Annotated in this window: 20 protein-coding genes; 11 read left to right on the top strand and 9 right to left on the bottom strand. The window is 38.9% G+C overall.

Annotated features, from left to right (window positions below):
* Positions 1-196 precede the first annotated feature (196 nt).
* Together H6F62_RS10365 and H6F62_RS10360 are read right to left on the bottom strand one after the other, a co-directional pair.
* The gene (locus H6F62_RS10365; RefSeq protein ID WP_190371976.1) at positions 197-958 is read right to left on the bottom strand and encodes an SDR family oxidoreductase; all 762 of its coding nucleotides are present in this window, start codon (positions 956-958) and stop codon (positions 197-199) included.
* Between the two features lie 149 nt (positions 959-1107).
* The gene (locus H6F62_RS10360; RefSeq protein WP_190371975.1) at positions 1108-1920 is read right to left on the bottom strand and encodes a nuclear transport factor 2 family protein; all 813 of its coding nucleotides are present in this window, start codon (positions 1918-1920) and stop codon (positions 1108-1110) included.
* 86 nt (positions 1921-2006) lie between these two features.
* Between H6F62_RS10360 and murG the strand changes: the two genes are divergently transcribed.
* From murG to H6F62_RS10330, 6 genes are all read left to right on the top strand, one after another.
* Positions 2007-3089, top strand: a complete 1083-nt coding sequence (gene murG, locus H6F62_RS10355) for an undecaprenyldiphospho-muramoylpentapeptide beta-N-acetylglucosaminyltransferase (RefSeq protein ID WP_190371974.1) — start codon at positions 2007-2009, stop codon at positions 3087-3089.
* Positions 3090-3141: 52 nt separating this feature from the next.
* Positions 3142-3759 (top strand): hypothetical protein, encoded by a 618-nt coding sequence (locus H6F62_RS10350; RefSeq protein WP_028085380.1) that lies wholly within the window; start codon positions 3142-3144, stop codon positions 3757-3759.
* Positions 3760-4223: 464 nt separating this feature from the next.
* The gene (locus tag H6F62_RS10345) at positions 4224-4961 is read left to right on the top strand and encodes a DUF502 domain-containing protein (RefSeq protein ID WP_137908839.1); all 738 of its coding nucleotides are present in this window, start codon (positions 4224-4226) and stop codon (positions 4959-4961) included.
* Positions 4962-5077: 116 nt separating this feature from the next.
* A complete protein-coding gene (gene nusB / locus H6F62_RS10340; protein WP_137908840.1) occupies positions 5078-5719 on the top strand; it encodes a transcription antitermination factor NusB in 642 nt (213 codons plus the stop codon).
* Between the two features lie 114 nt (positions 5720-5833).
* Entirely contained in the window at positions 5834-7288 is a 1455-nt protein-coding gene (gene ftsY, locus H6F62_RS10335; RefSeq protein ID WP_137908841.1) for a signal recognition particle-docking protein FtsY, read from the top strand.
* 718 nt (positions 7289-8006) lie between these two features.
* Positions 8007-9398: a PP2C family protein-serine/threonine phosphatase gene (locus H6F62_RS10330; protein WP_137908842.1), complete on the top strand. Its 1392-nt coding sequence runs from the start codon at positions 8007-8009 to the stop codon at positions 9396-9398.
* A 22-nt stretch (positions 9399-9420) separates the two neighbouring features.
* Here H6F62_RS10330 and H6F62_RS10325 read toward each other — a convergent pair whose 3' ends face one another.
* The 5 genes from H6F62_RS10325 to H6F62_RS10305 are packed head-to-tail and all read right to left on the bottom strand — an operon-like array spanning position 9421 to position 13295.
* Complete coding sequence (locus H6F62_RS10325; RefSeq protein WP_190371973.1) at positions 9421-10785, bottom strand: OB-fold nucleic acid binding domain-containing protein; 1365 nt, start codon at positions 10783-10785, stop codon at positions 9421-9423.
* Between the two features lie 35 nt (positions 10786-10820).
* The gene (locus H6F62_RS10320; protein WP_190371972.1) at positions 10821-10985 is read right to left on the bottom strand and encodes a hypothetical protein; all 165 of its coding nucleotides are present in this window, start codon (positions 10983-10985) and stop codon (positions 10821-10823) included.
* 10 nt (positions 10986-10995) lie between these two features.
* Positions 10996-12675 carry an AIPR family protein gene (locus tag H6F62_RS10315; protein WP_190371971.1) on the bottom strand — a complete coding sequence of 560 codons (1680 nt, stop codon included), beginning with the start codon at positions 12673-12675 and terminating at the stop codon, positions 10996-10998.
* Positions 12676-12720: 45 nt separating this feature from the next.
* Positions 12721-13059, bottom strand: a complete 339-nt coding sequence (locus H6F62_RS10310; protein WP_277878590.1) for a type II toxin-antitoxin system PemK/MazF family toxin — start codon at positions 13057-13059, stop codon at positions 12721-12723.
* Positions 13059-13295: a ChpI protein gene (locus H6F62_RS10305; protein WP_137908846.1), complete on the bottom strand. Its 237-nt coding sequence runs from the start codon at positions 13293-13295 to the stop codon at positions 13059-13061. The genes H6F62_RS10310 and H6F62_RS10305 overlap by 1 nt, the downstream gene beginning before the upstream one ends.
* A gap of 214 nt (positions 13296-13509) precedes the next feature.
* Between H6F62_RS10305 and gatA the strand changes: the two genes are divergently transcribed.
* The 3 genes from gatA (at position 13510) to H6F62_RS10290 (ending at position 16160) form a co-directional block, all read left to right on the top strand.
* Complete coding sequence (gene gatA / locus H6F62_RS10300) at positions 13510-14970, top strand: Asp-tRNA(Asn)/Glu-tRNA(Gln) amidotransferase subunit GatA (protein WP_137908847.1); 1461 nt, start codon at positions 13510-13512, stop codon at positions 14968-14970.
* Between the two features lies 1 nt (position 14971).
* Positions 14972-15085, top strand: a complete 114-nt coding sequence (locus H6F62_RS10295; protein WP_190371969.1) for an alpha/beta hydrolase — start codon at positions 14972-14974, stop codon at positions 15083-15085.
* 79 nt (positions 15086-15164) lie between these two features.
* The gene (locus tag H6F62_RS10290) at positions 15165-16160 is read left to right on the top strand and encodes a protochlorophyllide reductase (protein ID WP_190371968.1); all 996 of its coding nucleotides are present in this window, start codon (positions 15165-15167) and stop codon (positions 16158-16160) included.
* Between the two features lie 136 nt (positions 16161-16296).
* Here the strand turns inward: H6F62_RS10290 and H6F62_RS10285 are convergent, their stop codons facing one another.
* Complete coding sequence (locus tag H6F62_RS10285; RefSeq protein ID WP_190371967.1) at positions 16297-17313, bottom strand: TOBE-like domain-containing protein; 1017 nt, start codon at positions 17311-17313, stop codon at positions 16297-16299.
* A gap of 226 nt (positions 17314-17539) precedes the next feature.
* Here H6F62_RS10285 and fabG point away from each other — a divergent pair, with 226 nt between their 5' ends.
* Entirely contained in the window at positions 17540-18280 is a 741-nt protein-coding gene (gene fabG, locus H6F62_RS10280; RefSeq protein WP_190371994.1) for a 3-oxoacyl-[acyl-carrier-protein] reductase, read from the top strand.
* 70 nt (positions 18281-18350) lie between these two features.
* Here the strand turns inward: fabG and H6F62_RS10275 are convergent, their stop codons facing one another.
* A complete protein-coding gene (locus tag H6F62_RS10275) occupies positions 18351-19433 on the bottom strand; it encodes an MraY family glycosyltransferase (protein WP_190371966.1) in 1083 nt (360 codons plus the stop codon).
* A gap of 181 nt (positions 19434-19614) precedes the next feature.
* Between H6F62_RS10275 and groL the strand changes: the two genes are divergently transcribed.
* Positions 19615-21312 carry a chaperonin GroEL gene (gene groL / locus H6F62_RS10270; protein ID WP_190371965.1) on the top strand — a complete coding sequence of 566 codons (1698 nt, stop codon included), beginning with the start codon at positions 19615-19617 and terminating at the stop codon, positions 21310-21312.
* Positions 21313-21443: the final 131 nt, after the last annotated feature.

The raw sequence follows: 21443 nt of genomic DNA, 5'->3' as shown, positions 1-21443 counted from the left end.
CTCTTTTGCTCTCTGCTCTTTTCTTCTTTACCCTTGCCAAGCGTAACGGAGTGGAGCGATCTTTTTTTATTTTGTGACTTTTGAGAAATTCGAGCTATTTAATTTGACAGAAACTCTTACAGCCTTGGTTTCATTCACGATAACACACAAATCTGAAGCTGTCAACCCATTCCCAGATGGAGTCTGGGAACGAGAGTTACACTTGACGATTTACTAAAGTAGCGCTGGCTTGGTCAACGGGCATCAGTAAGACCTCACTAATATTAACATGACTTGGCCTAGTGGCACAGAAAAAGATCACATCAGCCACATCATCAGGAGTTAGGGGTTTAAGGCCTTGATACACCTTTTTAGCCCGTTCTGTGTCACCATGAAAACGCACTTGACTAAATTCTGTTTCTACCATACCAGGGTCTACAGAAGTTACCCGCACAGCAGTTCCTAAAAGGTCTTGTTTTAAGCCTTCAGAAATGGCTTTAACCGCTGCTTTTGTCCCACAATAGACATTACCACCAGGATAGGTTTGATGTCCGGCTATAGAACCGATATTGATAACATGACCAAAATTCCGTTCCACCATTCCTGGGACTATGTACCGGGTGAGGTAAAGCAAACCTTTGATATTAGTATCAATCATTTCTTCCCAGTCTTGAAAGTCACCTTGATGTAATTTGTCTAAACCGCGACTTAAACCGGCATTATTAATCAATATATCAATATTTGACCAGGAAGGGGGTAAATTATTAATAACTGATTTTACTGCCAAGCGATCGCACACGTCAAGTGCTAATAAATGGATTTTATCAGATGGGATATCCAAAGAATCAGCTAATTGCTGTAACCGTTCCCACCGTCGTGCCGCTAAAATCAGTTTTGCACCAGCATGAGCAAAAATTTTGGCACAAGCAGCACCTATACCGCTACTTGCACCAGTAATAAAAACAATTTGGTTTTGCATGGATTAGTAATTAGTAATTGGGTATTTTTTTTATTCCCTATTGCCTATTCCCTATTGCCTATTCCCTATTGCCTATTGCCTATTGCCTATTGCCTATTCCCTATTCTCTCTTAACTGTCACCTGTCACCTGTCACCTATCACCTGTCACCTACTTTTTAACTACTTGTAACCGTTGAGTAATAATAGTCATATTTTCACCCCTGCGAATAACTGCGGAAATCCACTGAGTACCAGGAGTGGAGGGTGCGCGTCCGATTTTGAAAAGTCCTCCAACATTGAGAAATTGTAAATTTGCAATTGTGGGTTTGAGAAATTTATTGGCTTGAATAGGTTCTTCTATAGCTGTTCCCAGTAGAAAATCCTCACCTAATGGTTCTTGAACAATGGCATCAAAACTATATTTTTCACCGACTTTTACCCGTTGTGGTAATTTAATTTCTACTTGGGGTGGTTTACTCCCAGCGGTTAGTTGAGTCCGTTCTGACAAAATATCTTGATGAACAATTTTTAAACCTGTGACTTTTTGACGTGATTTAATTGTAGACTGGAGGGTTAAATTATTATTACCAGATGCAGGTAAACCGCTAATGTTGGTAACAGTTTCCGCAATAATTGTATTACCTTGAGATTTCCAAGATTCTAGCTTTGTAGTATAACGTAATTGAGGATATCGCTTCCACAGTCCTGTTAAGGCTTGTTCCATGCCTTTACGGTTTAAGCCGTCACTATGAGTAAATGTAGGGCTGTAAAATTGCATCACAGCTTTAACATTACCTTGATTAGCAGCAGTATCAATCTGTGTTAAGAGCTTAGTGAGTGTAGAAGGTGCATTCTCCGGTTGACTTGCTTGCGCCAATTGCCCAGGAACAGATAAACCAATTGCTAGTAAACTGGAAAGGAGGGCAAACCCTAAGGGTAATGTTTTGTTACGTTTCATTAATAAAGGGATAATTTTAGTCATAAGTAAGATTTTACTGATTTGATGATCTAAAGATAAGGAATTTGTTTTATCTTAATGAAGCTGGGCGATAAATGGTATAGTCAGGAATGGTAAATGCAGCAATTAAATTACTTATAGCAGCTAGTGGGACAGGTGGACACTTGTTTCCCGCGATCGCATTGGCAGAAAAACTGCCAGAATACAATATTGAATGGTTAGGTGTACCAAACCGCTTAGAAACTCACTTAGTTCCAGAGACCTATCCTTTAAATACCATCGCTGTTGAGGGTTTTCAGCAGGGTTTGAGTCTTCGTTCTCTTCGCACTTTTGTTAAACTCATTGGTGCAATTTTGAAAGTCAGACGCATTCTTAAACAGGGAAAATTCCACGGAGTTTTCACTACAGGTGGTTATATTGCAGGTCCTGCGGTAATTGCAGCCCGTTCTTTGGGTTTACCCGTGGTTTTTCATGAGTCTAACGCTTTACCAGGAAAAGTTACCCGCTTTTTTGGTCCTTGGTGTAATGCAGTGGCCATAGGTTTTGATGTTACGGCTCAATACTTACCTCGATCTAAAACTTTTTCTGTGGGTACTCCGGTCCGTTCTCAATTTTTGCACGAGGGAGGTAATAATAGGTTAGATTTATCTGTTCCCGATGGTGTTCCCTTAATTGTGGTATTTGGTGGTAGTCAGGGGGCTGTAGCTGTAAATAAATTGGTACGTCAGTCTGCGGAGGCTTGGTTTCAAGCCGGTGCTTATATAGTCCATTTAACAGGTGATAATGATCCTGATATTAACAGTCTACAACATCCTCAATATATCGCTTTGCCTTTTTATAACAATATGGCGGCTTTGTTGCGAAGGGCTAATTTAGCTATTAGTCGTTCTGGTGCGGGTAGCTTGACAGAATTGGCGGTTTGTGGTACGCCAGCAATTTTAATTCCCTATCCCTTTGCAGCAGAAGATCATCAATCTTATAATGCAGAAGTGTTTACTAAAGCTGGCGCTGCGTTGTCGTTTAAACAGTCTGATTTGACACAGGAAATATTCACAACTCAGGTTTTAAATTTGTTGCAATATCCAGAAAAATTGGCGAAAATGGGGAAAAATGCCAAAGCAATCTCTGTTCCTGATAGTGCGGATAAATTGGCAACTTTAGTGCGAAAAGTAATGGAAGCAGGACTTACGTAACTTACAAAAAAGCACAAAGAATAAGAGTTTGAGAAATTAAATTCTCTGCTATATGACTAAACAAAAAATACTTCAAGAAGGACAATCTTACACATTTCGCTCTTATTTTGAATTACCTTACGATATAGAGGAAATTCTCTCTGAGTTAGGTTACTCATTTATTAAAAAAGCCATTACTCTACCTAAAACTTCCAATCCTTTAAAGAACATTGCAGAACTTAAAGATAAAATCACCTCTTTCTTACCATTAGTTAGTTTGAATAATGAAACTGCTAGACGAGAAACTCTAGTTTCACCCCTTTTATTGGAGGTTATCACTTGTTGTCAATGTCAGCTAAAAATTGAGTATACAGTTAATGTGAATAATTGGTTAAAAGGAAATCTAGATTATTTGTTGCGTTCTCAGCAAAGCTTGTTAGTTATTGAAGCCAAAAATGATGATTTAACTAGAGGATTTACTCAACTCGCAGTAGAGTTAATTGCTTTATCGGAAATTGAAGAAAATAAATCTGTGTTTTATGGTGCTGTTACCACTGGAGAAATTTGGCGCTTTGGTAAATTAGATCGTCAACAACAACAAATTACCCAAGATATGACTCTTTTGAGAATCCCTGATGATATTGAAGAAATCGGTCATATTTTAGTTGGTATTTTGGAAATGAAAGATTAATTATATTTCGCGCAAAGGCGCAAAGTTTGAGATTTAAAATCTTTTCCCTGTTACCTGTTCCCTGTTACCTGTTCCCTGTTCCCTGTTACCTGTTACCTGTTACCTGTTACCTGTTCCCTGTTACCTGTTCCCTGTTACCTGTTCCCTGTTCCCTGTTACCTGTTACCTGTTCCCTGTTACCTGTTCCCTGTTCCCTGTTATAATATCTCTCAGACTTGCAACAATCATTTACAATGATTGCAAAGATAAGTAACACTCTCACAAATTCACAATCCGAGCCATGGTGTACTGATGTCTATATTTACGTCTAAGCAAGAAATGGCTGAATTTTGTAGCGATAGTGTGACTTTTTACCATTAGAGACGGATACAAAAAGTGTTTTCTAGGGATGAAAAATAACCTGTTGCAAGATACTGAAACCTGCTCTAATCAGTTTCTGATATTCCAAATGTGACTAAGCTGATATGGAAAATAATCACAACAGTTTAACGAAGCTAAACAAGGAGAACCAGAGTTTGGTAGTGGAACGCTTAAAACAAGACCTGAAAAATGACCTAATTGCTGGTTTGTTGGTGTTAATTCCCCTAGCAACTACCATTTGGTTAACAATTACCATAGCCACCTGGGTAATTAACTTTCTTACCCAAATTCCCAAACAACTTAATCCTTTTGACGGTTTAAACCCAATCCTGGTAAATATACTTAATTTATTCGTCGGATTAGCTGTACCACTATTAAGTATTCTCGTCATTGGCTTAATGGCTAGAAACATTGCTGGAAGGTGGTTATTAGATCTAGGTGAACGGTTATTACACGCGATTCCTTTAGCCGGTCAGGTATATAAAACCCTCAAACAACTATTAGAAACACTTCTAAAGGATTCCCATGGTAAATTTCGCCGTGTAGTATTAGTAGAATATCCTCGTCGGGGAATTTGGGCGATTGGTTTTGTGACAGGAATAATTAGCCATGAAATCCAAAATCATATCTCTCGTCCTGTAATCAGTATATTTATTCCCACTACCCCCAACCCAACAACAGGCTGGTATGCAATAGTCCCAGAAGAAGAGGTAATTAATCTTTCTATATCCGTTGAAGATGCTTTTAAAATAATTGTATCTGGTGGTATAGTCGCTCCTAATATGGAAACATCTGATCTGACAATGCTGGCAACAGTATTACCTCTAGAAATAAGACAATAGCGAAAATACCAGCAGCAAAAATTGAACTTGATGCAAATCTGGCAAAGTGATCCGAAAATAGATAAGCTAATTGTTTGTCTGTGCCAAAATTCACATATTTTTATCATCCCAACTGTATGCAACGTCGTAAACCCCAGCAAATAGCGCGTGAATTGGCACTGCTAAGTCTCAGTCAGTTACCAATAAACCCCAAAAAACTAGAAGCCCTATCAGACGAACAATTAGTCTCTAAGCTAGTCTTAGGGGCAGTACGCACCCTCACATTAGAAGTACAGGACACATTGAATAATGCCGCAGGAGAACTGCAACGGAGTAATGAGCGTCTATTGACTAGTGAAACTAGAGCCGCTGACTTGAATACGGCTAGAACTATGCTAAAGGAGGCAATTTCCTATACCCAAACCGCTATTAATCAATTAGGTACATCTGTTGATTTTCCTGAATTGATTCAATTAGCTAATCAAGATAAAGAAGTTCGTAATTATGCCAAAGCAATAATTATTACCGTAAATGAAAATCGTCAGGCTATTGAAGAACTTATTTCTAATGCTTTAGTAGATTGGCAAGTGACCCGTTTAGCCCAAATTGACAGAGATATTCTACAAATAGCTACCGCAGAAATAAAATTCATGAAAGTCCCTGATAGTATCGCTATTAATGAAGCTGTAGAATTAGCTAAACGTTATAGTGGAGAAGATGGTCACCGTTTTATTAATGGCGTTCTTCGTCGAGTCAGTGAACGGAAAAAAACTGCTTAAATTTGTCCTTAGTCAGTGATCATTGGTCAGTGCTAAGGCTTTTCTTTCTCTTTCTTCCTTGATTTCTAAGTCCTTCCATGGTTCCTAATTAAATTCTTATCTAAATCAACTACAATGGCTTTCAATTGGTTTAATCGTCCCCATCATCAATCCGCTGATACTCCCCAAACCCAAACAGAACCACCCGCAGTAGCAGCAACTCAATCAGAAACAACAGTACCAGATACGGAGGATTTGTTAGCTTTTGCTAAAGCTGCGTATAAAAATATTCAAGAAAAACAACAAATAGAAACAGTAACACCTGTAACTGTTGCAGAAGATACTATTCCTGAAAAAATAGTAGCCACAGAGGAAGTAATTACACTAACTGAAAATGCAGTAGAAACTACCGAAGATATTGTTAACGAATTACAACCAGAAGCAGCTAATTTATCTTTTTTAGAACGGGCTGCGGCAGAAAGACAAGCTAAACAAGAGAAATTGATTGCTAGTTCCATAGAAACCGAAATTCCAGAAATACTGACAATAACCACGGAAACAGAGGTAACAATTCCCGAATTAGCATTTGATGATGGTTTTAGATGGTCAGCAGAGGTTTTAGCCGCCCAAGGGAGAAAAGCGGAAGATATTTCCATAGAAGAGATTACTTGGTTGAAAAAACTGCGTCAAGGTTTAGATAAAACCCGACGAAATATTATTAATCGCCTAAAATCAATTGTTGGTCAAGGACCGCTCAATCAAGATGCTGTAAATGAAATTGAATCATTACTTCTACAAGCTGATGTAGGTGTAGAAGCAACCGAATATATTATTACTGCGCTGCAAAAAAAACTACTCACAGAAGTAACTCCACCAGAACAAGCAATAGCCTATCTTAAAGAAATTCTTAGGGATATGCTAGATGCACCCTTACAAAATCATGTAAAATCTAGGTTCGCGCCGGAAAAAGATACTCTCACGATTTGGTTAATTACTGGAGTTAATGGGGCGGGGAAAACTACAACCATTGGTAAAATTTCTCACCTAGCACAAAAATCCGGTTATAAGTGTTTAATTGGTGCGGCTGATACATTCCGGGCGGCTGCGGTGGAACAGGTTAAAGTTTGGGGGAATAGAAGCGGTGTAGAAGTTATCGCTAATCCAGGTAAAAACACTGATCCAGCAGCCGTGGTATTTGATGCGATCACCGCTGCTCAGGCTAGGGAAACTGAACTATTATTAATAGATACCGCTGGAAGACTGCAAAATAAGAAAAATCTGATGGAGGAACTCAGTAAAATCCGCAAAATTATCACCAAGAAAGCTCCTAATACCCATGTTGAATCTCTTTTAGTTCTTGATGCTACTCTAGGACAAAATGGACTGCGACAAGCAGAAGTATTTTCCCAAGCAGCCCAACTCAGTGGCGTTGTTTTAACCAAATTAGACGGAACAGCTAGAGGAGGTGTCGCCCTGGCTGTTGTTCAGCAGTTAGGCTTACCTATTCGTTTTATTGGTGCTGGTGAAGGAATTGAAGATTTACGTCCCTTTTCTAGTTATGAATTTGTAGAAGCATTATTGAGCGGTTGATATTGCTTTTGATATTGCTTTTGATTGAGATGTGACGCAAAAGCAAGATTTATAACTCAAACAAATTCCCTCATCGTACTGAGTCAAGTATATAACTAAAATTACAGTTAAGTCACTTATTGTAATTTCAGGAACGTACCGGATATTTTAGTGTGATCTAGACAAATGGGGTTGGTGTTAGCGTCGAAGTCCTTAAATTGCGTAAATTAGTTTTATCTATGTTACCTAAAACTTACGTATTTATGGAAAAAAAAGAGAATTTTTTCATAAAAGAAATCTATCTGCGGAAATATTGCCAAAATTTGTGGTATATAGGTTAAAAGCATGATGACAACTCTGTTTTTCACAAAAACCCAACTACCCAAAAATCATCAATTAACTGACCATAAATCTATATGGTTTTTGGTTTGATGATTACTAATATCTACCCTGTAAGAAATAGAGGTAATTTTATTGATGATCAACTTTATATTTCTCAAGATATATGAATGGCTAATTCAGTTATGAAAAAATTGGAAGCCTCTGATTAATACTGATTACCAAAGAAATATTTTTGACAAAATCAGAAGATTAATCATCAACCACAAGAAATTCCGTCCTACCCTGCTTCTACTCTTGCTAAAATAACGAATCTCAGCCAATATAATTTAACAATTTATCAAAAAAGAGTATTTAGAAATAACCACAAATTTGGTATTATCAATTGCAATATTAACCTGTGTCACAATTTCCACCTCATCCTACTGATAGTAATAACAGTGCCACAACAGATGTCACTCCTGTGGTGGCACTTAAGGAACTCGTGGCCAGGCTACATCGAGAACAAAATAAAATTCAAGACTTGTTGGGTTCTTTAGGATTTGCTCTCAGAAGCTTCCATAATTTAAATCAGTTTTTAGAATTGATTCCTCTTATGGCCACAAAAGTGACAGATGGAGAAGGTAGCGCACTTTTTCTTTATAAACCCAATGGACAAATTAGATTAGAACAATTACATTGGCAAGACAGTCAACAAAGAAAAAATATTAGAAAAGCCCTAGAAACTGCTAGTAGTCAAATTACCCTTTTAAATCATTCCGTTCCTCCAACTATATCTACAGGTATTTTAGATGAACAAATGCACCGTTATCTGGGTGCTGATGTCCAAATCTTTGGTACAGCCATTTTAGTTAAAAATACAGAACGAGGTTGGCTTTATGTTCTCAGTCGTGATCCTGAATATAGTTGGACAGAAACTAGACAGAAATTAGTCCGGTTAGTAGCCGACCAAACAGCAGTTGCCATTGACAATGATGAACTAGCTGTAGAATTAAGAAAAAAAGAACGTTTAGATCAAGAATTAGAAATTGGTGCGGAAATTCAACGCCGACTTTTACCGCGTCAATGTCCCAATATTCCTGGTTTGTCTATAGCAGCACGTTGTAAACCAGCTAATCGCGTCGGTGGTGATTATTATGATTTTATTCCTACTAAACCCAACCCACAACAACCTACAGCTACGCCACGCATGATATCAGAAAATGCTAGTTGGGGTTTGGTAATTGGGGACGTTATGGGTAAGGGTGTCCCCGCAGGTTTAATTATGACCATGTTGCGGGGAATGTTAAGGGGTGAAGTATTACACGGTAACACTCCAGCCGGAATTTTGCAAAATTTGAATCGTGTTATGTATGCGGATTTAGAAAATTCCCACCGCTTTGTAACTATGTTTTATTCAGAATATGACCCGCAAACGCGGATTTTATCTTATAGTAATGCAGCCCACAATCCGCCTTTGTGGTGGCACGCAGCGACAAAGACCGTCACCCGTTTGGATACCTTGGGAATGTTAATTGGTTTAGACGCTAATAGTGAATATGAAGACGCTCAAGCCCAGTTAGAAGTTGGGGATACAGTTATTTATTATACTGATGGTTTGACTGATGCGGCGGCGGCTGGAGGCGATCGCTTTGATGAAGATAATTTTATTACATCCTTTAGAACAGCTTGTAAGTATTGTAATAGTCCTCAAGAAATTGTTGAATATCTATTTGATCAAGTTGAGAAATTTATCGGCACTGATAGACAAAATACAGATGATATGACATTGGTTGTTTTGCAAATTGTGTAATCACTCAAATTTATGTTTATGCTTAACCACTAGTTAATTGTTTAATATCAGCGTGAAAATTAGCATTTTGTAATGCTTGCAATGCTGTTCCCGAATCTTGTACCCAAAACTGTCTACCAAACCGGACAATTTCTCGATGATTTCCTGCTTGAACGATGCCAATTACTGGTACTTTTGATTTATTATCCTTATCTCCAGCTTGGGCTTTAAGAATTGTATTTAGACGATGTTGTTCTTCAATAGTCCCCGCTTGTTGTGGACTAAGTTCCAATAAAATCATTCTTACCATTTCTACAGTTTCTGCATCTTCCAGAATAAATTGACTTTGTTCGTCACGACGATCTACCTTACCCCAAATAATTAATCTAGCATCAACTGCCAGTATAGAACTAATGCGTTCATAAGTTTTAGGAAAAACAATAGCTTCCGTAGCAGCAGATAAATCTTCAACTTGCAAAATTGCCATTGGTTCACCCTTTTTTGTCATTACTTTTTTAACATTATTCAACATTACTACCGCACAAAGGATAGAATCATCCTTTTGTTCACCCAGTTGTGCTAAATTAATTGGTGCAAGGACTGACGATGATTGTCTGATAGATTTGAGAGGATGGTCTGATAAATAAAATCCTAATAATTCCTTTTCCATTCGTAATTTTTCTTGAGGTGGTAAATCATTAACAGGAGGAGCTTTCGGAGCAGATTCAAAAGTGTTTTTTTGAACTAGATTATTATTACCTGCAAATCCACTTCCTAATAAATCAAAAATGCTTCCCTGTCCACTAGCCTTATCTTTAGCACGGGATTGGGCCCACTCATAAACTAATTCCGAATCATGGATTAATTGGTTGCGGTTAGGTTCAATTTTATCAAAAGCGCCGCAGTTAATTAGTGATTCTAAAGTACGTCGGTTCATAGCTCGTAAATCAACACGGTCGCAAAAATCCGCGAGAGATTTAAATGGGACTAATTCTCCTGATTGTTCTCTTGCTTCTAAAATTGAGGCGATCGCATTTTGTCCCACATTTCGTACCGCCGAAAATCCAAATAAAATTTTGTCATCTATGGGAGTAAAATCTAAACCAGAGCGATTAACATCAGGTGGATCAATAACAATACCCATATTAGAGCAATTATCAAGATACTTCCGTACCTTGTCAGTATCACCACTATTAGCAGTTAACAGCGCGGCCATATATTCCAATGGGTAATTTGCTTTTAAATATGCTGTTTGATAGGTGACGTAAGCGTAAGCAGTAGAGTGAGATTTATTGAAACAATTAGCAGCGACAAAACCATTTTTAATCACAAAATTATGGTCATTTTCCACACCAATATCATAAACATTGGCTTGACCGACATATTTCCGGGAAATTATTTTAACCATATTACTTAGTTTTTCTAAATTTGTTTATTTACACCTTAATAGTCATTATCAGCCACACAAATGCCTTTACATTTAATACCATTTGTAGCAGTGCGTTGACAATGGGGACATAAAACTTTTTCGGTTTCTGGTTCTGGACTTATTTCCACATTAGTGTTTTCTTGTAGATTGTCTGTTTCGGTCTGGAGTTTGTCATTCATAGGAATATATTTAATGAATTTCCATCTGCTGAAGTTTCTCTATTAAATCACCGCGTCGGAAAGTGGCAGAAAGTTGTTGTAAAGAAATTTCCTGGCTTCCGTAAAGCACCTGAAGTGCCTTTTGAACATCTCGCACTGAATCATGGAAATAATTCTCCCCATTTTGATTAATCAACTGAGTTACATCTTCAAAATTACGGTGGTCAATTTCCTTCATTTGTAGATTCATTTTTTTGAGAAGTCTTCGCCCCATTTGCATAGCAATAAAGCACGAAGCATAACGGACACAAGCAGGATCATTTGGGTTTGGTCGTTTGCGTTGCTTTTCAGCAATTCTATACAACTGTACAGCGATTACGACTTGTGCGCCATTCAACTGCTCAGTAAAAATTACATTATACAGTTTACCAAAATGCTCACGAGTGAAAAACTTAGCTTGATGAGGCTTTTGTCGCCAAACCGCTAGTATCGCCTCAGCCGCTACACCCGAAGTAATATCTGTGGATTTAGTGGCTGTATCTGACCGTTTACGGCGATAATTAAATCCCAATTGTTGGATATCCATTTCTAGCCGCCGCTGTCGCTCATCATTGGCTCGCAGGTCATACAGATCCACCGGGTTTTGACTATTGGTAGCATAAGTAATTTTTTGGACTAAATCATCATTATCAGTAGGTAATTGATAAAGCCGAACTAAAACATAAGCTTGAGTATTTTGCCCGAAGAAATTTGGCTGCTGAAGAGTTTTAAAAATGGTCATACAGGTTTGACCACCATTAATAATTTGTAGGTTCTCAACTCGTACCTGATAATCACCATTTTGCAGCGCGTTATAGGAAAAACTGTCGCAAGTTAAAGTAATGCCATTATTATAAAAATAGAAATTGTTTTTTTCATCGCTGTTTAAAGTGTCCCGAATACCCTCATTGACCCGGTTGCCTTGCAGCCCTAAATAACGGCGGATATTGCGTTCTAACAAGCGTTCTCCGTGTCGCTCAATCAAAGCCGCAATTTCAGTTATGGAAATTCTGCCCACCAGCACCCGACTGAAATTCATATCTTCAACTACAGCTTTGCCACTTAGTTGTAAAGTATCTTTAACTGGTTTGGAAGCTTGCAGAATTTTGATCAGATGTTCATGATTGATGTGTTCCCATGTCACCTGATCACCGAATCCAGATCGATCAATTGCTTCTTGAGATGACGCGTTCCATTTTATGCCATTATTACAAGCTAATGCCCGCACCTGGGGAATATATCCATCCCGAATTAAACTCCGGGCTTCTTCTACTTTCGCAAGTAAGCGTTGATTAATATGCTCTAATTTTGCAGTGGGATCAAACAAAAATCGAATCGCATTAATGAGAGCCGTGATGCCATTTTCAGGAAAATTAGTCTTACCTTCTAGATTATTTACATACTTTACCTGAAATAAACTGACTGTAAACTCACCATCATATTCTTCAGAAATGTGCATAGCATCCACACCAAAATCTCCACCACCTTCGGTCAAACAATCAAAGGTATTAGAGTCTTCTAAATCCAGAATTGTTTGCACACAAAAATATACAAATGCTAAGGATTTAAGTTTACCGGCATCATTAATATTTAATTCTTCAGCAGCCCGTTGTCGAATGGCATCAGTCACTGATTGCAAACGTTGATCAATAATAGAGGCATTAATATTCATGATTTGTAGTTGAGAGAGTGACTTGATAGTTTACTAATAATCTGACTATAAAGCTAGAACTAAACGAAGACCTTCATTAATAAGCAACATTGCGCTATTATCTACCTGTCCTACCTGCTCTATTAAAAATGACTTATCCACAGTAATTACTTGGGAAACATTCACAACGAAATCTTGGGATAAACCAGTTTCATCTGTTGTTAGTAAAATATTTCCTGGAGCTTGGGCCAATCGCAGATTAGTTGTGAGAACAGCAGCAATCACAGTTCTAATTCGACTCCTATTAAACTCATCTGATTGAATAATCAAAACAGGTCTACGATATCCTGGTTCAGAAGCAACAGGTATGGGCAGTTCTGCCCACCAAATTTCACCTCGCTGCATCACCAATTTTCCTCTGATATTGTATGGGCTTGTAGACTGACAAACAATGGATCAAGACTGCTATCTTCATCGGCATATACAGCATCTAACTGTTCAGTAATTTGATCCGGTTTATGCGATCGCAAATACTCTTGAAGTGCTACAGCATAAAGCTGACTACGGGATAAGCCTTTATGTTTTGCAAATTGTTCAGCAGCTTCAAAAAGAGGGTCAGGAATGGAAATTGCTGTTTTCATAACTTGGTATAACTTTAGTTATACCTTAATGTTAGCAACTTTTTGTAATTATGGCAATAATCGCTTTAGGACTATAACTAAACTCTCAAAACTCTCTTTGCGTCTCTGCACCTCTGGGTGAGGGGCAAAAAATCTACTGTAGAGACGCAAATTCCCCAATCCCCAGCCCTGGAAATGCTAAAATCAATGACTTGATTCCTTAAAGATAACAATTATGGCATCCATCCGCGAATTGCACGAACAGATAATCACTAAAGAACGTTCTGCTGTTGAAATTACCCAAGAAGCATTAAATCGGATTCAAGAGTTAGAACCAAAACTGCACAGTTTCCTCACTGTCACGACAGAACAAGCCTTAAAACAAGCTCGTGCTGTGGATGCAGTAGTCGCTGCGGGAGAAGAAATTGGACTGTTAGCGGGGATTCCCATCGGCATTAAAGATAACTTATGTACAAAAGGGATTGTCACCACCTGCGCTTCGCGGATTTTAGAAAATTTTGTCCCCCCTTACGAATCTACCGTCACCCAAAAACTAGCTGACGCTGGGGGTGTCATGGTAGGTAAAACTAATTTAGATGAGTTCGCTATGGGGAGTTCTACAGAAAACTCCGCTTATCAAGTTACCGCTAATCCTTGGGATTTATCCCGTGTTCCCGGTGGTTCTTCCGGTGGTTCAGCCGCAGCAGTAGCAGCAGATGAATGTGTGGTTTCTCTGGGTTCTGATACCGGAGGTTCAATTCGTCAACCTGCGTCTTTCTGCGGTGTGGTAGGGATGAAACCGACCTATGGCTTAGTTTCCCGTTATGGTTTGGTGGCCTATGCTTCTTCTCTCGACCAAATTGGACCATTTGGACGCAGTGTAGAAGATGCAGCTATATTATTGAGTGCGATCGCAGGTTATGATCCCCAAGATTCTACTAGTCTCAAGGTCCCAATTCCTAACTATGCAGCTAGTTTAAAACCGGATCTCAAAGTTGGCAAAAAATTGAGAATTGGTGTAATTACAGAAACCTTTGGTGCAGGTTTAGATCCTCAAGTAGAAGCTGCTGTTACTAAAGCTATTGAACAACTACAAGAATTAGGTGCAGAAATTCATCCTATTTCCTGTCCCAGTTTCCGCTATGGTTTACCAACCTACTACATTATCGCCCCCTCGGAAGCCTCAGCTAATTTAGCCCGTTACGATGGCGTTAAATATGGTTTACGTTCTCCTGATGCGGACAATCTTTTATCAATGTATACCCGGACTCGTTCTCAAGGCTTTGGAGCGGAAGTCAAACGCCGGATTATGATTGGCACTTATGCCCTTTCCGCTGGTTATTATGATGCCTATTATTTGAAAGCGCAAAAAGTCCGCACTTTAATTAAACAAGACTTTGAAAAAGCTTTTGAAATAGTAGATGTTTTAATTTCTCCCACTGCACCCACTACCGCATTTACAGCCGGAGAAAAAACTACCGATCCTTTGAGTATGTATTTGAATGATTTAATGACTATTCCCGCTAATTTAGCTGGTTTACCAGGGATTAGTTTACCTTGTGGTTTTGATAGTCAAGGTTTACCAATTGGGCTACAAATAGTTGGCAAAGCTTTGGGAGAGGAGCAACTTTTCCAAGTAGCTTATGCTTATGAACAATCAACTAATTGGCATTTACAAAAACCAAAAATTGTTTAATTTGTCAGTTACCAATTACCCATTACTCATTACCAATTACCCATTACCCATTACCAATTACCCATTACCAATTACCAATTACCCATTACCCATTACCAATTACTCATTACCATAGAAATTTCAAAAGTATGAGATCATCAAGATCATATACACTGTTTTTTTAAACTCAACAATCATCGAAGCAATATAAACAAATGGAACAAAATCGTCAGTCAACCGTAATCATTACAGGTGCTTCTTCAGGAGTAGGTTTACAAGCAGCAAAGGCTCTCGCTAATAGAGGACAATGGCACGTTATTATGGCTTGTCGTGATTTAATCAAAGCCGAAAAAGCTGCTAAAAGCGTGGAAATACCTGCAAATAGCTACACACTCATGCACATTGATTTAGGCTCTTTAGAAAGCGTTCGACAATTTGTCAACAATTTTAGGGCTACTGGTAGAAGTTTAGAGGCTTTAGTTTGCAATGCTGCTATTTATATGCCTTTAATCAAAGAGCCTTTATTTTCTCCCGAAGGATATGAATTAACTGTCACTACAAATCACCTGGGACATTTCCTACTGTGTAATCTCATGTTACCAGATTTGCAAAAGTCATCTGCCACTGATAAAAGATTAGTAATTCTAGGAACTGTTACCCATAACCCAGATGAATTGGGTGGCAAAATTCCCCCTCGTCCAGATTTGGGTAATTTTGAGGGTTTTGCAGCAGGTTTCCAAGACCCAATTACAATGATTAACGGTAAGAAGTTTGAACCAGTCAAGGCTTACAAAGATAGTAAGGTATGCAATGTGCTAACTATGCGCGAACTACATAACCGTTTTCATGAAAAAACTGGTATTACTTTCAGTTCTCTCTATCCTGGTTGTGTAGCCACAACGGCTTTATTCCGTAATCATTACCCTCAGTTTCAAAAACTTTTCCCTCTGTTCCAAAAATATATTACTGGGGGATTTGTCTCTGAGGAATTATCAGGAGAACGTGTTGCTATGGTAGTAGCTGACCCTGAATACAAGCAATCTGGTATTTATTGGAGTTGGGGAAATCGTCAAAAGAAGGATAGAACATCTTTTGTACAGAAAGTTTCTCCCCAAGCACGAGATGACGAAAAAGGCAAACGAATGTGGGAACTTAGCACTCAGTTGGTTGGTTTAGGAAAAGAGTCTGAAAAGGCAAAATCTCTCATCTAATTACTAATTGATAGTTGATAATTGATAATTTACAGTTGTCAATTGTCAATTATTTATGATCCATTACTGATCGTTGGCTTTACATTACTATTTGCTTGCCTTACATTACTAATCTTTGGCTTTACATTCTCTCTTTTTATATTGAATAATAAAGGGGAAAAGATTTAGCCTCTTTAGGCTTGACATAAACTTTTTCTTGTGGTTCTAACTTTAATTCATCAAACCGTTCCCGTGTTAAATGGGCTGTCATCATTTGTCCATCATCTAAGGTTAATTCTACTTGAATTTCCCAACCTAAATGAATGATTCTGCTAACTATAGCTGGTACTGTGGTCCCATTAGCAACTGTTTCAATGATGATATCTTGAGGACGCAAAAATGTTTCTGGATGTGTTGACTCAAATCCACTACTTTGGAAAATTTTAGCAGAACTAGGTAATATATTCACAGGACCGATAAAACTCATGACAAATGCTGATGCAGGATGATCATAAATCTGTGCTGGTGTTCCTACCTGTTCAACTTTACCTTTATTCATAACTACAATTTCATCAGCAACCTCCATTGCTTCTTCCTGATCATGAGTAACAAAAACTGTGGTAACATGAACCTCATCATGCAGACGACGCAACCAAGCTCGTAAGTCTTTACGGACTTTAGCATCAAGTGCGCCAAAAGGTTCATCTAATAATAGTACATTGGGTTCTACCGCTAATGCTCTAGCTAATGCTACCCGTTGTCTTTGTCCCCCAGACAATTGCGAAGGATAGCGATCGCCTAACCCGCTTAATTGCACCAATTCTAGTAGTTGTTCTACTTTACCTTGAATTTTCTTTTGCGGAGCTTTGCGAATTTCCAAACCAAAAGCGATATTTTTACGAACAGTTAAATGTTTAAATAGAGCATAATGTTGAAAGACAAAGCCAATATTTCGTTCTTGCACACTTTGATAAGTAGCATCTTTCCCTGTCAGAATAATTTTACCTGTATCTGGCATTTCTAAACCAGAGATTAACCGTAATAAAGTAGATTTACCAGATCCAGATGGACCTAATAAAGCCACAAGAGAACCACTTTGAATTTCCAGATTTACCTGTGCAACGGCCTGGAAACTACCAAATTGTTTAGAAACGTTTTCTACTACTATACCCACTGGTGCTACACCTCTGCAAATAATCTACGGTTTTTAAGTAGGAATACCGTACTTTACTTATATCATAAATATTTGCCGTGTTGTTATTAAAATTTGTGAATGAAAAGATTTTGAGTCTGTTTTATCAGATGCGATGAAACATAATGGATTCAGAAAATATCTGATCTCCTCACCAAATTACCATAAAATAATGAGCGCGATATCTCCAAAGATTGAGGAAAATGAGATGAGTTTATTAAAAGATCAGGTAGCAATTGTCACTGGTGCATCACGAGGGATTGGCAGAGCGATCGCTTTACAATTAGCCTTTGAAGGTGCAAAAGTAGTTGTTAACTACACTAGTTCTAGCACAGCTGCAGATCAAGTAGTAGCAGAAATTACCACAGCCGGAGGTGAAGCAGTTGCTATTCAAGGAGATGTGTCTCAAGAAAATCAAGTAGATACACTGATTAAAACCACCTTAGAAAAGTTCCAGCGAGTGGATATCCTAGTTAATAACGCCGGAATTACTCGTGATACCCTGCTGCTAAGAATGAAATTAGAAGAATGGCAAGCAGTGATAGACATTAATTTAACTGGCGTATTTTTATGTACAAAAGCAGTCAGTAAAATTATGCTTAAACAACGTTCAGGGCGGATTATTAATATTGCTTCCGTAGCTGGACAAATGGGCAATCCTGGACAAGCCAATTACAGTGCCGCCAAAGCGGGTGTGATTGGTTTTACCAAAACCGTAGCCAAAGAACTTTCTTCCCGTGGAATTACTGTAAATGCCGTTGCTCCGGGTTTTATTATCACTGACATGACCAGCGATATTAAAGCCGAAGGAATTTTACAATATATTCCCTTGGGGCGTTTTGGTCAACCGGAAGAAATTGCCGGCATGGTAAGATTTTTAGCATCTGATCCCGCAGCAGCCTACATCACTGGACAAGTATTTAATGTTGACGGTGGCATGGTGATGTAGTTTGATAATACGCTCATACCCAGATCTCCGACTTTTCAAAGAAGTCAGGGATCTATGCCTATAATCATTTTTAGCGATTATTCAGTATTCTTTGCCAAACAGTAAAGCCTAACAGCAAGATAATACCAGCAGCAGTAGCCAGGATTACAGATAAACTCATACCCTGGATTTTCATAGCCAGTAAATTACAACCCAAAGTAATGGACCATAAGATAAAAGCCGCATTGCGTTGGGATAGTCCCCAAGCCAACAAACGGTGGTGCAGATGGTCTTTACCAGGTGTACTCAAAGGGTTTTTTCCGGCCATGATCCGGCGTATAAACACTTGAGTAGTGTCAATAACTGGCAACAACAGAAATAAAACTGTAGGTATGAGGGCATAAACAGTATTTTGTTGAAGTTTACCTAAAATGCTGGTTGCTGCTAAAACATAACCAAAAAAGTATGCTCCAGCATCACCCATAATGATGTGTGAGGGGTGAAAATTATGGCGTAAAAAACCCAATGCGGCCCCTCCCAAAGCCGCTAAAACTAAAGTAGCAGCCGCACGATTATCAAATTGGGCAGAAACTCCTAATAAACTAATAGCAGTAATAAAACTGATACCACCAGCTAAACCATCCATACCGTCCATGAGGTTAATGGCATTAGTGATTCCTACTACCCACAGTACCGTTAAGGCCATAGATAAGAGAGAATCAACTGGTGTACCAAAGATAACTTTAATACTGATCCCGTTACCAACTAACAAAAGTGCTGTCGTCACCTGAGCCCATAACCGCACAGAGGCAGGTAAACCAAATTGGTCATCAATAAAGCCAACCAGAACTAAAATTGAACCTCCCAGGAGAATGGTTAAGACTTGAGCCAAAACGCCCTGGATTTCAATTGGCCGCAAGAGACTAGCTAAGACCAAAGCCGCAATTACACCCGCATAAATTGCCAAACCGCCGGCATTAGGTAAAGGTTCTTGATTCAGTCGTCGGGCATTGGGTTGGTCTGCCCAACCTACCTCTAAGGCAAATTTGCGAATTGTGGGAATTAAAAACCAGGTGACACCTGAAGCTAATAGAAATGTAAACACTACAGCTAACCAGCCGGAGCCGCTAGGTTTAGCAATGCCAAGGGATATAAGGAAGTTTTCTAGATTCATCTGCTCCCAAGACAATCATGGGTTTTATAGTTAAATATTAGTATCAACTGCTAATGGTAATGTATTTTGGGATTTTGATTGTGCATCTAAATTGTGAAATAAAATAAATTGTGCAAAGGGATTAGCACTCTTGGTCAGTGAGTGCTAAATTGTCTAATGGAAGTATATAGAGAAATAAAACATGGCCAAGGTTATTGCATTTAATGAAGAATCACGGCGTGCTTTAGAAAAGGGTATTAACACCCTAGCAGATGCGGTGAAGATCACTTTGGGTCCAAAAGGACGGAACGTTCTATTGGAAAAAAAATTTGGTATTCCCCAAATTGTTAACGATGGTATTACTGTTGCCAAAGAAATTGAATTAGAAGATCCTTTAGAAAATACTGGTGCTAGATTGATTCAGGAAGTAGCATCGAAAACTAAAGATATAGCTGGCGATGGCACTACCACTGCCACAGTTATAGCACAAGCCTTGATTAAGGAAGGTTTAAAGAATGTTGCAGCGGGAACAAATCCCATGAGTTTGAAACGGGGTATTGATAAAACCGTTGAGGGACTGGTAGCAGAAATTGCCAAAATTTCTAGACCAGTAGAAGGAAGTGCTATTGCTCAAGTTGCCACAGTTTCCGCTGGAAATGATGCTGAAGTTGGCAATATGCTGGCATTGGCCATGGAAAAGGTGACAAAAGATGGTGTCATTACCGTGGAAGAATCTAAATCTCTCACTACTGAATTAGAAGTAGTTGAAGGAATGCAGATTGATAGAGGTTATATTTCTCCCTACTTCATCACCAATAACGAACGGATGACAGTAGAATTTGAAAATGCTCGCATCCTGATTACCGATAAAAAAATCAGCAGCATCCAAGATTTAGTACCTATATTGGAAAAAGTTGCCCGTTCAGGTCAACCTTTACTAATTATTGCTGAAGATGTAGACGGTGATGCTTTAGCAACTCTGGTTGTGAATAAATCTCGTGGTGTGTTGGCTGTAGCTGCCATTAAAGCTCCTGGTTTTGGCGATCGCCGTAAGGCTATGCTAGAAGATATTGCTATTCTCACCGATGGGCAATTAATTTCTGAGGAAATTGGTTTAAGCTTAGACACCGCTACCTTGGAAATGTTGGGAACTGCTGTAAAAATCAACATTGACAAAGAAAACACTACAATTGTCGCTGGTAGCACTGTTAAACCAGAAATCCAAAAACGAATTGCTCAAATTCGGAAACAGTTGGCAGAAACTGATTCCGATTATGATACCGAAAAACTGCAAGAACGCATTGCTAAGTTAGCTGGTGGTATTGCTGTGATTAAAGTTGGTGCAGCCACAGAAACCGAACTCAAGGACAGAAAACTACGAATTGAGGACGCACTTAATGCCACTAAAGCAGCTGTAGAAGAAGGTATTGTTCCCGGTGGTGGTACAACATTGATTCATCTATCTAGTAAGGTAGATGAAATTAAAGCCAAACTCTCCCCTGAAGAAAGAATTGGCGCTGATATCGTCCAAAAAGCCTTAGAAGCACCCCTGCGACAAATTGCAGACAATGCCGGAGTAGAAGGTTCTGTAATTGTGGCCAGAGTCCGGGAAACTGACTTAAATATCGGCTATAACGCAGCGACTGGGGAATTTGAAGACTTAATTGCTGCTGGTATCATTGATCCTGCCAAAGTGGTTCGTTCTGCTTTACAAAATGCCGCTTCTATTGCCGGTATGGTACTCACCACTGAAGCTATTATCGCCGAAAAACCTGAGAAACAAGCCGCTGCCCCTGATGCCGGTATGGGCGGTATGGGTGGTATGGGCGGTATGGGCGGTATGGGTGGTATGGGCGGTATGGGTGGTATGGGTGGTATGGGTGGTATGGGTATGTTCTAATTTGATACTGTCCCAAATCCATAATTTATGTAATTGATGAGTTACCCACCCCTAGAGTGCTGAGGGGTGGTTTTTTAACTAATTTTTTGGCTATAGCTGTAGCTAGGTTAATTAGGACGCTGCTTCCACCA

The sequence above is a fragment of the Anabaena sp. FACHB-1391 genome, from assembly GCF_014696755.1.
GTDB classification, from domain to species: Bacteria; Cyanobacteriota; Cyanobacteriia; order Cyanobacteriales; family Nostocaceae; genus Dolichospermum; species Dolichospermum planctonicum.
Note: the sequence above shows the minus strand (reverse complement) of the source record. Positions and strands in the feature narration are given on the sequence as shown.